The organism is Trabulsiella odontotermitis, from assembly GCF_001297775.1.
GTDB classification, from domain to species: domain Bacteria; phylum Pseudomonadota; class Gammaproteobacteria; order Enterobacterales; family Enterobacteriaceae; genus Trabulsiella; species Trabulsiella odontotermitis.
On the sequence record NZ_LIFX01000011.1, the window covers coordinates 95,417 to 108,761 of the forward strand.

The 13,345-nt window shown below is 55.2% G+C and carries 13 protein-coding genes; all 13 read left to right on the forward strand.

Annotated features, from left to right (window positions below; all coding sequences use genetic code 11):
- Nucleotides 1–57: 57 nt before the first annotated feature.
- The 13 genes from wcaA to wcaJ all read left to right on the forward strand — a co-directional run bounded on the left by wcaA (nucleotide 58) and on the right by wcaJ (nucleotide 13,338).
- Nucleotides 58–900: a colanic acid biosynthesis glycosyltransferase WcaA gene (wcaA, locus tag AOY23_RS15580; protein WP_038162850.1), complete on the forward strand. Its 843-nt coding sequence runs from the start codon at nucleotides 58–60 to the stop codon at nucleotides 898–900.
- Entirely contained in the window at nucleotides 900–1,391 is a 492-nt protein-coding gene (gene wcaB, locus AOY23_RS15585; RefSeq protein ID WP_054180266.1) for a colanic acid biosynthesis acetyltransferase WcaB, read from the forward strand. Before wcaA ends, wcaB begins: the two co-directional genes overlap by 1 nt.
- Entirely contained in the window at nucleotides 1,388–2,605 is a 1,218-nt protein-coding gene (wcaC, locus tag AOY23_RS15590; protein ID WP_054180267.1) for a colanic acid biosynthesis glycosyltransferase WcaC, read from the forward strand. Before wcaB ends, wcaC begins: the two co-directional genes overlap by 4 nt.
- Nucleotides 2,580–3,803 carry a colanic acid polymerase WcaD gene (gene wcaD / locus AOY23_RS15595; protein ID WP_054180268.1) on the forward strand — a complete coding sequence of 408 codons (1,224 nt, stop codon included), beginning with the start codon at nucleotides 2,580–2,582 and terminating at the stop codon, nucleotides 3,801–3,803. Before wcaC ends, wcaD begins: the two co-directional genes overlap by 26 nt.
- Nucleotides 3,804–3,816: 13 nt before the next feature.
- On the forward strand, nucleotides 3,817–4,563 hold the full coding sequence (gene wcaE, locus AOY23_RS15600) for a colanic acid biosynthesis glycosyltransferase WcaE (RefSeq protein ID WP_054180269.1): 747 nt from the start codon (nucleotides 3,817–3,819) through the stop codon (nucleotides 4,561–4,563).
- Nucleotides 4,564–4,578: 15 nt separating this feature from the next.
- Nucleotides 4,579–5,133 carry a colanic acid biosynthesis acetyltransferase WcaF gene (gene wcaF / locus AOY23_RS15605; RefSeq protein WP_054180270.1) on the forward strand — a complete coding sequence of 185 codons (555 nt, stop codon included), beginning with the start codon at nucleotides 4,579–4,581 and terminating at the stop codon, nucleotides 5,131–5,133.
- A 20-nt stretch (nucleotides 5,134–5,153) separates the two neighbouring features.
- Nucleotides 5,154–6,275, forward strand: a complete 1,122-nt coding sequence (gene gmd, locus AOY23_RS15610) for a GDP-mannose 4,6-dehydratase (protein WP_038162867.1) — start codon at nucleotides 5,154–5,156, stop codon at nucleotides 6,273–6,275.
- Nucleotides 6,276–6,278: 3 nt separating this feature from the next.
- Nucleotides 6,279–7,244, forward strand: a complete 966-nt coding sequence (gene fcl / locus AOY23_RS15615) for a GDP-L-fucose synthase (protein ID WP_054180271.1) — start codon at nucleotides 6,279–6,281, stop codon at nucleotides 7,242–7,244.
- Nucleotides 7,245–7,246: 2 nt separating this feature from the next.
- Complete coding sequence (locus AOY23_RS15620) at nucleotides 7,247–7,726, forward strand: GDP-mannose mannosyl hydrolase (RefSeq protein ID WP_054180272.1); 480 nt, start codon at nucleotides 7,247–7,249, stop codon at nucleotides 7,724–7,726.
- Complete coding sequence (gene wcaI, locus AOY23_RS15625) at nucleotides 7,723–8,946, forward strand: colanic acid biosynthesis fucosyltransferase WcaI (RefSeq protein ID WP_054180273.1); 1,224 nt, start codon at nucleotides 7,723–7,725, stop codon at nucleotides 8,944–8,946. The genes AOY23_RS15620 and wcaI overlap by 4 nt, the downstream gene beginning before the upstream one ends.
- 3 nt (nucleotides 8,947–8,949) lie before the next feature.
- Nucleotides 8,950–10,386, forward strand: coding sequence for a mannose-1-phosphate guanyltransferase (gene cpsB / locus AOY23_RS15630; protein WP_054180274.1), 1,437 nt, complete (start codon nucleotides 8,950–8,952; stop codon nucleotides 10,384–10,386).
- 137 nt (nucleotides 10,387–10,523) lie between these two features.
- Complete coding sequence (gene cpsG, locus AOY23_RS15635) at nucleotides 10,524–11,894, forward strand: colanic acid biosynthesis phosphomannomutase CpsG (protein ID WP_054180275.1); 1,371 nt, start codon at nucleotides 10,524–10,526, stop codon at nucleotides 11,892–11,894.
- 49 nt (nucleotides 11,895–11,943) lie between these two features.
- Nucleotides 11,944–13,338 (forward strand): undecaprenyl-phosphate glucose phosphotransferase, encoded by a 1,395-nt coding sequence (gene wcaJ / locus AOY23_RS15640; RefSeq protein WP_054180276.1) that lies wholly within the window; start codon nucleotides 11,944–11,946, stop codon nucleotides 13,336–13,338.
- Nucleotides 13,339–13,345: the final 7 nt, after the last annotated feature.

The window sequence follows — 13,345 nt, forward strand, 5'->3', positions numbered from 1 at the left end:
CCCTCGCCCTGGAGGATGAGGGCAGGGCGAAGGGGCAGATACTTACCGGGGAACATAATGACCAATCATCGTCCGCTTATTTCAATCTATATGCCGACATGGAACCGGCAACAGCTGGCCATTCGTGCGATTAAATCGGTTCTTCGTCAGGATTATCCGCACTGGGAACTGATGATAGTGGATGACTGCTCCGCCTCGTTCGAACAGCTGGCGCAGTTTGTCGCCGAACTGAACGATCCGCGCGTGAACTACACCCGTAACGATTTCAACTCCGGTGCCTGCGCGGTACGCAATCAGGCCATTTTGCAGGCCAAAGGGCAGTACATCACTGGCATCGATGATGACGATGAGTGGACGCCGAACCGGCTGTCGGTGTTTCTGGAACACAAACATCAGCTGACGACTCACGCTTTTCTCTATGCCGATGATTACGTGTGTGAGGGCGAAGTCTACTCGCAACCGGCCAGTCTGCCGCTGTACCCGAAGTCGCCGTACTCCCGCAAGCTGTTTTATAAACGCAATATCATCGGCAACCAGGTCTTTAGCTGGGCGTGGCGCTTCAAAGAGTCGCTGTTCGATACGCAACTGAAAGCCGCGCAGGACTACGACATTTTCCTGCGCATGGTGGTGGCGTATGGCGAGCCGTGGAAAGTCGAAGAGGCGACGCAGATCCTGCATATCAACCACGGCGAAATGCAGATCACCTCATCACCGAAAAAGTTTTCCGGTTACTTCCATTTCTATCGCAAGCACAAAGATAAATTCGACCGTGCCAGCAAAAAGTATCAGTTGTTTACGCTCTATCAAATCCGCAACAAGCGCATGAAGTGGCGCACGCTGTTGACGCTCTTTTCGCTGCGGAACGGTAAACGCCTGGCTGACGGACTGCGGGGGAAATAATGCTACTGGAAGACTGTCGCGCAAACAGCTGGAGTTTGCGCCCCTGCTGCATGGTGCTGGCCTATCGCGTGGCCCATTTCTGCTCGGTGTGGCGCAAGAAAAATATCATCAACAATCTGTGGGCTGCGCCGGTGCTGGTGCTGTACCGCATCTTCACCGAGTGCCTGTTTGGCTATGAAATTCAGGCTGCTGCGACCATCGGGCGTCGCTTCACCATTCACCATGGCTATGCCGTGGTCATCAATAAAAACGTCGTGGCGGGCGATGATTTTACCGTGCGCCATGGCGTCACCATCGGCAACCGTGGCGCAGACAGCCTGGCCTGCCCGGTGATCGGCAACGGCGTCGAGTTAGGCGCTAACGTCATCATTCTTGGCGCCATCACTATTGGTAATAACGTCACCGTCGGCGCGGGCAGCGTGGTGCTGGACGATGTGCCGGACAACGCGCTGGTGGTGGGCGAAAAAGCGCGAGTGAAGGTCATTAAATGAATATCTTACAGTTTAACGTGCGTCTCGCCGAAGGCGGGGCGGCGGGCGTGGCGCTGGATTTGCACCAGCGCGCGTTACAAAAAGGGCTGCATTCACAGTTTGTCTACGGTTACGGCAAAGGCGGCAGAAAAAGCGTCAGCCATGATAATTATCCGCAGGTGATCAAGCAGACAGCGCGCGTCACCTCGATGGCCAACCTGGCGCTGTTTCGTCTGTTCAACCGCGACTTGTTCGGCAATCTCAACAATCTGTATCGCACAGTGACCCGCACCCGCGGGCCGGTGGTGCTCCATTTTCATGTGCTGCACAGCTACTGGCTGAATCTCGACGAAGTGGTCAGTTTTTGCCAGAAAGTGAAAGCACATAAAGGCGATGTGACCTTTGTCTGGACGCTGCACGACCACTGGAGCGTGACCGGGCGTTGCGCGTTTCTTGATGGTTGCGATGGCTGGAAAACCGGTTGCCAGAAATGCCCGACGCTGAGCAACTACCCGCCGGTGAAAATCGACCGCGCTCATCAGCTGGTGGAAGGCAAACGTCAGTTGTTTCGCGACATGCTGGCCCTCGGCTGCCAGTTTATTTCTCCCAGTCAGCACGTCGCTGACGCGTTTAACAGTCTGTACGGCGAAGGGCGCTGCCGAATTATTAACAACGGCATCGACGTGGCGACCGAAGCGATTCTCGCTGAACTGACGCCGCTGACGGCAACGGCGGGTAAACCGAAAATCGCGGTGGTGGCGCATGACCTGCGTTACGACGGCAAAACCAGTCAACAACTGGTGCGCGACATCATCGCGCTGGGGGAAGCTGTTGAGGTTCACACTTTCGGCAAGTTTTCACCGTTTGAAGGGAAAAACGTCATCAACCACGGTTTTCTCACTGACAAGCGCCAGTTGATGAATGAACTGAATCAGCTCGACGCCTTGCTGTTCAGCTCCCGCGTGGATAACTACCCGTTAATTCTCTGTGAAGCGCTGTCGATTGGCGTGCCGGTGATCGCCACGCACAGCGAAGCCGCGCAGGAGGTGTTGCAGAAATCGGGTGGCCGGACGTTTGGCAACGACGAGGTGTTACAGCTGGTGACGCTGCCGAAAGCGGAACTGGCGCAGGCGGTGTTTGGCGATTCGTTACAGGCGTTTCGCGACCGAAGCCGCAAGGCATACAGTGGACAACAGATGCTGGAGGAATATGTCTCGTTCTATCAGAGTCTGTAGCTATCTGCTGCTGCCGTTAATTTATCTGCTGGTTAACGTCAAACTGGCGCAGTTGGGCGAGAGTTTTCCGATCACCATTGTGACGTTCCTGCCCGTGTTGCTGCTGTTGTATGTCGAACGCCTGAATCTGAAAAAACTGATGATTGCGCTGGGCGCTGGCGTCGGACTGACGGCGTTCAACTACCTGTTCGGCCAGTCGCTGGATGCCAGCAAATACGTCACCTCTACCATGCTGTTCATTTACATCGTGATCATCATCGGCATGGTGTGGAGCATTCGCTTCAAAACCATCTCACCGCATAACTACCGCAAAATTCTGCGTTTCTTTTATGTGGTGGTGGCGCTGGTGGTGATGCTGGCGGCGGCGGAGATGGCGCAGATCATCCTCAGCGGCGGCAGCAGTTTAATGGAGTCGATTTCGAAATATCTTATTTACAGTAACAGCTATGTTCTGAACTTTATCAAATTTGGTGGCAAGCGAACCACCGCACTTTATTTCGAACCGGCATTTTTTGCTCTGGCACTAATCTCAATTTGGCTCAGCATCAAACAGTTTGGTATCAAAACGCCGAAGACCGATGCTATGATTCTTGCAGGGATTGTTCTTTCAGGATCGTTTTCCGGAGTGATGACATTTATCCTGTTTTATCTGCTGGAGTGGGCCTTCCAGTATTTGAATAAAGAGGCGATTCGCAAGAAATTGCCGCTGGCGATTATCTCATTAGCCGTTTTTTTGCTGGGGGTAATTTTCGCGTTCCCTTATATTTCAACACGACTCGGCGATCTGGGCACCGAAGGTTCATCATCTTACTACCGAATTATCGGTCCGCTGGTGATGGTGGGCTATTCTCTGACCCATATTGATGGTGTGGTGCGTTTTGGCTCTCTTTACGAATATGTTGCATCATTCGGAATCTTTAACGGTGCCGATGTCGGTAAAACAATAGATAATGGCTTGTATCTGTTAATTATCTATTTTTCCTGGTTCGCGGTATTACTGACAGGATGGTATCTGGTTAAGGTTGCAAAAATGACGATTAACGCCTTTGGTAATAACCAGAATTTTGGCGTGCAATTGTATCTTTTTACGCCACTGTCGCTGTTTTTTACCGGCTCAATATTTAGCCCGGAATATGCGTTTTTAATTGTGTGCCCTTTTATTCTGCGCAAAGCGTTGAATATTGTGCACAAAATATGAGGTGGAAACGAATATGCTGCTGAGCATTATTACTGTGGCGTTTCGCAATTATGACGGGGTCGTGAAAACGAAAGCGTCACTGGCGCACCTGGCGCGCGAAACCGACCTCGATTTCGAATGGATTGTGGTGGACGGCGGCTCAACTGACGGCACCGCAGAATATCTGCAAAACCTTAACGGTGAGTACAACTTACGTTACGTCAGCGAACGCGACAACGGCCTGTATGATGCCATGAATAAAGGCATCGCCATGGCGCAGGGTAAGTTCGCGATCTTCCTCAATTCCGGCGATGTTTTCCATCAGGATATTGCCCATTTCGTTCGCCAGCTGGCAGGCAAAAAAGAAAATGCCATGTATATCGGCGATGCGCTGTTAGATTTTGGCGACGGCACTAAAATTCGCCGTGGCGCGAAACCGGGCTGGTATATTTATCACAGCCTGCCGGCCAGCCATCAGGCTATCTTTTTCCCGGTAACGGGACTGAAAAATCACCCCTACGATCTGCAATACCGTGTCTCATCGGATTACGCGCTGGCGGCCCGGATGTATAAATCAGGTTACCCGTTCAAGCGTGTGAAAGGTCTGGTTTCCGAATTCTCGATGGGCGGCGTGTCTACCTCGAATAATCTTGAATTATGTCAGGATGCAAAAAACGTGCAGCGCAAAATATTGCGGGTGCCGGGCTTCTGGGCAGAATTGTCTTATTTAATGCGGTTACGTACGACCGGTAAAACCAAAGCGCTCTATAACAAAATATAAATATCGGGAAAACTTATGCAAGAGTTACGCGGCTTCTCCGTGCCGAAAGGGTTCCGGGGCGGGAATGGTATTAAAGTGCAACTGTGGTGGGCTGTTCAGGCAACGTTATTTGCCTGGTCACCACAAATACTTTACCGCTGGCGTGCTTTCCTGCTTCGTTTATTTGGCGCAAAAATCGGAAAAAACGTAGTCATTCGTCCGTCGGTGAAAATCACCTATCCGTGGAAATTAACCCTCGGAGATTATGCCTGGGTCGGCGATGACGCGGTTTTATATACCCTTGGCGAGATAACGATTGGTGCTAATTCTGTCATCTCGCAGAAATGTTATTTGTGTACCGGCAGTCACGATTATTCCAGCGCGCATTTTGATATTAACGCGACGCCGGTTGTGATTGGCGAAAAATGCTGGCTGGCGACAGATGTGTTTGTCGCGCCGGGCGTGACGATCGGTGACGGCACCGTCGTTGGCGCACGCAGCAGCGTATTTAAATCGCTACCGGCAAATGCGATTTGCCGTGGCAACCCCGCAGTGGTGACGCGCGAACGCGTGGTAACAACTCAACCCTGATAAAACAGAGGAATATAATTATGTCAAAAGTCGCTCTCATCACCGGCGTAACCGGACAGGATGGCTCTTATCTGGCAGAACTGCTGCTGGAAAAAGGGTATGAAGTTCATGGGATTAAACGTCGTGCCTCCTCGTTCAACACCGAACGCGTTGACCACATTTATCAGGATCCGCATACCAGCAACCCGAAATTCCACCTGCATTACGGCGACCTGACGGATACCTCCAACCTGACCCGTATCCTGCAGGAAGTGCAGCCGGACGAAGTGTACAACCTGGGTGCCATGAGCCACGTTGCGGTCTCCTTTGAATCCCCGGAATACACCGCCGATGTAGATGCCATGGGCACGCTGCGTCTGCTGGAAGCCATCCGCTTCCTCGGTCTGGAAAAGAAAACCCGCTTCTATCAGGCTTCCACGTCTGAGCTGTATGGCCTGGTGCAGGAAATCCCGCAGAAAGAGACCACGCCGTTCTACCCGCGCTCTCCGTATGCGGTGGCGAAACTGTACGCCTACTGGATCACCGTCAACTACCGTGAATCCTACGGCATGTACGCCTGCAACGGCATTCTGTTCAACCACGAATCACCGCGCCGTGGCGAAACCTTCGTGACCCGCAAAATCACCCGCGCGATCGCTAACATCGCCCAGGGTCTGGAGAAGTGCCTGTACCTCGGCAACATGGATTCCCTGCGTGACTGGGGCCATGCGAAAGACTACGTCAAAATGCAGTGGATGATGCTGCAACAGGATCAACCGGAAGATTTCGTCATCGCCACCGGCGTGCAGTACTCCGTGCGTCAGTTCGTGGAAATGGCGGCCGCCCAGCTCGGCATCAAACTGCGCTTTGAAGGCACCGGCGTGGACGAAAAAGGGATCGTGGTTTCTGTCACGGGTCACGATGCGCCGGGCGTGAAACCGGGTGATGTGATGGTGGCGGTTGATCCGCGCTATTTCCGCCCGGCGGAAGTGGAAACCCTGCTCGGCGATCCGACCAAAGCACACGAGAAACTGGGCTGGAAACCGGAAACCACCCTGCAGGAAATGGTTTCTGAAATGGTGGCAAAAGATCTGGAAGCGGCGAAGAAACATTCACTGCTCAAATCCCACGGCTACGAGGTCGCCATCGCGCTGGAGTCCTGATCCATGACCAGAAAACGTATTTTTGTGGCGGGCCACCGGGGAATGGTGGGCTCGGCCATCGTCCGGCAGCTTGAGCAACGCGATGACGTGGAACTGGTTCTGCGTACCCGCGATGAGCTCAACCTGCTCGACAGTAATGCAGTGAATGCGTTCTTTGCAGAGGAACGCATTGACCAGGTGTATCTGGCGGCGGCGAAAGTGGGCGGCATTGTTGCCAACAACACCTACCCGGCGGATTTCATCTTCGAGAACATGATGATTGAGAGCAACATCATTCACGCTGCACATGTGCATAACGTGGATAAGCTGTTGTTCCTCGGCTCCTCCTGTATCTACCCGAAACTGGCGAAACAGCCGATCCCGGAAAGCGAACTGTTACAGGGCACGCTGGAAGCGACCAACGAACCTTACGCGATTGCCAAAATCGCCGGGATCAAGCTGTGCGAGTCCTACAACCGCCAGTACGGCCGCGACTACCGCTCCGTCATGCCGACCAACCTGTACGGGCCGAACGATAACTTTCACCCGAGCAACTCGCATGTGATCCCGGCGTTGCTGCGCCGTTTCCACGAAGCCACGCAGGAGAACGCGCCAGATGTGGTGGTGTGGGGCAGTGGCACACCGATGCGTGAATTTCTCCATGTCGACGACATGGCAGCGGCGAGCATCCACGTGATGGAACTCGACAGCGAGGTGTGGAAAGAGAACACCCAGCCGATGCTGTCGCACATCAACGTGGGTACCGGCGTTGACTGCACTATCCGTGAACTGGCGCAGACCATCGCGGCGGTGGTGGGTTACAAAGGCCGTGTCGTGTTTGATGCCACCAAACCGGACGGCACCCCACGCAAACTGCTGGACGTGTCGCGCCTGCATCAACTGGGCTGGTATCACGAAATCACCCTTGAGGCAGGGCTGGCCAGTACGTACCAGTGGTTCCTCGAAAACCAGCAACGTTTCCGGGGGTAACCATGTTTCTTAAGCACGAAGATTTTGCCACCGTGGTGCGTTCAACGCCGCTCATCTCTATAGATTTGATCGTCGAGAACGCGCGTGGGGAATTTCTGCTCGGGAAACGCAATAACCGTCCGGCACAGGGCTACTGGTTCGTGCCGGGCGGGCGCGTGCAGAAGGACGAGACGCTTGCTGACGCCTTTGCCCGTCTGACGGAGGCGGAATTGGGTCTGCGCCTGCCGATGTCAGCAGGGGAATTTTACGGAGTCTGGCAGCACTTCTATGACGACAACTTTTCCGGCACTGATTTCACCACCCACTATGTGGTGCTTGGTTTCCGCCTGAAAGTGGACGCAGACGCGCTGAATTTACCGGTCGAACAGCATAACGACTACAGCTGGCTGACGTCAGCGGAACTGCTGGCCGCCGATAACGTGCATGACAACAGCCGCGCCTACTTTCTCGTTGAGAAGCGTGCTGAGGTGCCGGGACTATGAAGATTCTGGTTTACGGCATTAATTATTCGCCCGAGCTGACCGGCATCGGTAAATACACCGGGGAAATGGTTGAGTGGATGGCCCGTCAGGGTCATGAAGTGCGGGTGATCACCGCACCGCCTTACTACCCGGAATGGAAAATCGGCGAGCGTTATTCCGCCTGGCGTTACCGCCGGGAAGAGGGCGACGCCACCGTCTGGCGCTGCCCGCTGTACGTGCCGAAACAGCCTTCCACGCTGAAACGCCTGTTGCACCTCGGCAGTTTTGCCCTCAGCAGCTTTTTCCCGCTGATGGCGCAGCGTCGCTGGAAACCGGACCGCATCATCGGTGTGGTGCCGACGCTGTTCTGCACGCCGGGCATGCGCCTGCTGGCGAAACTCTCCGGGGCGCGCACGTTGCTGCATATCCAGGATTACGAAGTCGATGCGATGCTCGGTCTCGGCATGGCCGGGAAGGGTAATGGCGGCAAAGTGGCGAAACTGGCCAGCGCCTTTGAGCGCAGCGGCCTGCATAACGTCGACAACGTCTCCACGATTTCACGTTCGATGATGCACAAAGCGCAGGAGAAAGGCGTTCCTGCGGAGAAAGTGATTTTCTTCCCCAACTGGTCAGAAGTGGCGCGTTTTCGCGACGTCAGTGCGACGCAGGTGGCGGTATTGCGCGAACAACTGGGGTTACCCGCCGATCAAAAAATCATTCTTTATTCCGGCAACATCGGGGAAAAACAGGGGCTGGAGAGCGTTATTGACGCGGCTTCGCAACTGCAACATCAGCCATGGCTGTTCGTGATCGTCGGGCAGGGCGGCGGGAAAGCACGGCTGGAAAAACTGGCGGCAGAGCGTGGCTTAAATAACGTGCGCTTTTTCCCGCTACAGCCGTATGAAGCGTTGCCCGCGCTGCTGAAAATGGGCGATTGCCATCTGGTGATTCAGAAGCGCGGTGCCGCGGATGCGGTGCTGCCGTCGAAGCTGACGAATATTCTCGCGGTCGGCGGCAACGCGGTGATCACCGCTGAGGCGGAAACCGAACTGGGGCAACTGTGCAGCGCCATTCCAGGGATCGCGGTTTGCGTCGAGCCGGAATCCGTTCCGGCGCTGGTGACAGGAATTGAAAGCGCGCTGGCGCTGCCGAAAGAAAACCGGCTGGCGCATGAGTACGCTGAGCGCACGCTCGAAAAAGAGAACGTGCTGAGCCAATTTATTGCTGATATTCGGGGTTAAACAATGAGTCAGTCACAGTTATTTCCCGTCGTGATGGCCGGTGGCTCCGGCAGCCGTTTATGGCCGCTGTCCCGTGTGCTTTATCCCAAACAGTTTCTCTGCCTGAAAGGGGAACTGACCATGCTGCAGGCAACGATTAACCGTCTTAACGGCGTGGAGTGCGAAAGCCCGGTGGTGATCTGCAACGAACAGCACCGTTTTATCGTGGCCGAGCAACTGCGTCAGCTCAACAAGCTAACGGAAAACATTATTCTTGAACCGGCAGGGCGTAATACCGCCCCGGCGATTGCCCTGGCGGCGCTGGCGGCGAAACGCAACTGCCCGGATAACGATCCGCTGATGCTGGTGCTGGCGGCGGACCATGTCATTCAGAATGAAGAGGCCTTCCGCACCGCCGTGCGCAATGCCATGCCGTATGCCGAAAGCGGCAAGCTGGTGACTTTCGGCATCGTGCCGGATCTGCCGGAAACCGGCTATGGCTACATTCGCCGTGGCGAAGTCTGCCCGGGCGAAAAAGACGCGGTGGCCTTTGAAGTGGCGCAGTTCGTCGAAAAACCGAATCTCGATACCGCGCAGGCGTATGTCTCCAGCGGTGAATACTACTGGAACAGCGGCATGTTCCTGTTCCGCGCCGGACGCTACCTTGAAGAACTGAAAAAATACCGCCCGGATATTCTCGAGGCCTGCGAAAACGCCATGAACGTCACGGACCCGGATCTCGATTTTATTCGCGTCGAAGAAGCGGCATTTCTCGCCTGCCCGGAAGAGTCGGTCGACTATGCGGTGATGGAACGTACCGCGGATGCGGTGGTGATGCCGATGGACGCTGGCTGGAGCGATGTCGGTTCGTGGTCTTCGCTGTGGGAAATCAGCGCCCATACCGCCGAAGGCAATGTGCACCATGGTGACGTTATCAGCCACAAAACCGAAAACAGCTATGTGTATGCGGAATCTGGCCTGGTGACCACCGTCGGGGTGAAAGATCTGGTGGTGGTACAGACCAAAGATGCGGTGCTGATTGCGGATCGCAACGCCGTGCAGGATGTGAAAAAAGTGGTGGAACAGATTAAAGCTGATGGCCGCCACGAGCACCATATTCACCGTGAAGTGTATCGCCCGTGGGGCAAATACGACTCCATTGATTCCGGCGAACGCTATCAGGTGAAACGCATCACCGTGAAGCCCGGTGAGGGACTCTCATTACAGATGCACCACCACCGTGCGGAGCACTGGATTGTGGTGGCCGGTACCGCCAAAGTCACTATCAATAATGAAATCAAATTGTTGGGAGAAAACGAGTCGATCTATATCCCGCTCGGTGCTACCCACTGTCTGGAAAACCCCGGGAAGATCCCGCTCGACCTGATTGAAGTCCGCTCCGGCGCGTACCTCGAAGAGGATGACATCGTGCGATTTGCGGATCGGTACGGACGCGTTTAGCGCGTATTACCTTGCCCGGTGGCGCTGTGCTTACCGGGCCTACGGACTGGCGCATCGCCATCCGGCGATGAAAACAACTCAATAAAAAATGACCTGCGAGGGTCAGGGCTCACTGTTGCCTGAAAAAGGGTAAAACCATGACAAAATTGACCTGTTTTAAAGCCTACGATATTCGCGGCAAGCTGGGTGAAGAGCTGAATGAAGATATCGCGTGGCGCATTGGCCGCGCGTATGGCGAATACCTGAAACCGAAAACCATCGTCCTCGGCGGCGATGTGCGCCTGACCAGCGAAACGCTGAAACTGGCGCTGGCAAAAGGCCTGCGTGACGCGGGCGTTGATGTGCTGGACATCGGCCTGTCCGGTACGGAAGAGATTTACTTTGCCACGTTCCACCTCGGCGTGGACGGCGGCATTGAAGTGACTGCCAGCCATAACCCGATGGATTACAACGGCATGAAACTGGTGCGCGAAGGTGCGCGCCCCATCAGCGGCGACACCGGCCTGCGCGATGTGCAGCGTCTGGCGGAAGCCAATGATTTCCCGCCGGTGAATGAGGCGAAACGCGGCAGTTATCAGAAAATCGACCTGCGCGATGCCTACATTGACCACCTGCTTGGCTACATCAACACCAAAAACCTGACGCCGCTGAAGCTGGTGATTAATTCCGGTAACGGCGCGGCAGGCCCGGTGATTGACGCTCTGGAAGCCCGCTTTCGGTCCCACAACGTACCGGTAACTTTCATCAAAGTCCACAACACCCCGGACGGCAATTTCCCTAACGGTATTCCGAACCCGCTGCTGCCGGAATGTCGCGCCGATACCCGCAACGCCGTCATTGAACATGGCGCGGATATGGGTATCGCCTTTGACGGCGATTTCGACCGCTGTTTCCTGTTCGATGAAAACGGCCAGTTCATTGAGGGCTACTACATTGTTGGCCTGCTGGCGGAAGCGTTCCTTGAGAAAAACCCCGGCGCAAAAATCATTCATGACCCGCGTTTGTCCTGGAACACCGTTGATGTGGTGAGCGCGGCGGGTGGCACGCCGGTGATGTCCAAAACCGGCCACGCGTTTATCAAAGAGCGCATGCGTCAGGAAGACGCCATTTATGGCGGCGAAATGAGCGCCCATCACTATTTCCGTGATTTTGCCTACTGCGACAGCGGGATGATCCCGTGGCTGCTGGTGACGGAGCTGTTGTGCCTGAAAGGGCAGACGCTTGGCGAACTGGTGCGCGACCGCATGGCGGCGTTCCCGGCGAGCGGCGAAATCAACAGCACGCTGGCAGAGCCTGCGGCAGCGATTGCCCGGGTCGAACAGCACTTTGCTCAGGATGCGCTGGAGATTGACCGTACCGACGGCATCAGCGTGGCGTATGCCGACTGGCGTTTCAACCTGCGTTCATCGAACACCGAACCGGTGGTGCGGCTGAACGTGGAATCACGCGGCAATCCGGCGCTGATGGAAGCGCGAACGAAGGACATTCTGGCGCTGTTGAAACAGTAAACCCTTCCCCTCCTGGACGGGAGGGGAAAATCTCTGAACAGGAACAACGATGACGACTCTAAGAAAGCGCGAACGAGCCAAAACGAATGCATCGTTAATCTCAATGGTGCAGCGATTCTCTGATATCACCATCATGGTCGGTGGCCTGTGGCTGGTCTGTAAGGGAGCGGCACTGCCCTTTCTGTATATGCATTTGCTGATGGCGTTGATGACCCTGGTCGTCTTTCAGATGATCGGCGGGATGACTGATTTTTACCGTTCATGGCGTGGCGTACGAATCTCAACAGAACTGTTGTTACTGCTGCAAAACTGGACACTGAGTATGGTGTTCAGCGCCGGGCTGCTGGCATTTAACGATGATTTCAACAACAGCTTCAGCATCTGGCTGGCGTGGTATTTACTCAGCACCACCGGCATGGTGGTGAGCCGGGCGTTTATCCGTTCCGGCGCGGGCTGGCTGCGCAATCAGGGCTACAACACGCGTCGCGTGGCGGTAGCCGGTGATTTACCGGTCGGGCAGGCGCTGCTCGACAGCTTCCGCAATCAACCGTGGTTAGGTTACGAAGTGATCGGCACCTATCACGATCCCAAACCGGGCGGCGTGGGTGCCGACTGGGCCGGGAATACCCAGCAACTGCTCGAAGATGCTCGCGCGGGCAAGATCCACAACGTCTATATCGCCATGCCGATGCGTGACGAATCCTGCATCAAAAAACTGGTCCGCGACCTTGCGGATACCACCTGCTCGGTGATCCTGATCCCCGATGTCTTCACTTTTAACATTCTTCATTCCCGCGTCGAAGAAGTGAACGGCGTACCGGTCGTGCCGCTGTATGACACGCCGTTGTCGGGCACCAACCGGGTATTGAAACGCCTGGAAGATATCGTCCTTTCCGCTTTTATTTTGCTGTTGATCTCCCCGGTGCTGTGCGCGATTGCGCTGGCCGTAAAACTGAGTTCGCCCGGCCCGATCATCTTCCGCCAGACCCGCTACGGGATGGATGGCAAGCCGATCATGGTGTGGAAATTCCGTTCGATGCGGGTGATGGAAAACGACAAAGTGGTGACTCAGGCGACGCAGAACGATCCGCGCGTCACGAAAGTGGGGAACTTTCTGCGCCGCACCTCGCTCGATGAGCTGCCGCAGTTCGTCAATGTGCTGACGGGCGGCATGTCGATTGTCGGCCCGCGTCCGCATGCGGTGGCGCATAACGAACAGTATCGTCCGCTGATCCTCGGCTACATGCTGCGTCACAAAGTCAAACCGGGGATCACCGGCTGGGCGCAAATCAACGGCTGGCGCGGTGAAACCGACACGCTGGAAAAAATGGAAAAACGCATTGAGTTCGATCTCGAGTACATCCGCGAATGGAGCCTCTGGTTCGACATCAAAATTGTTTTTCTCACGGTGTTCAAAGGCTTTGTTAACAAAGCGGCGTATTGAGGTAGCG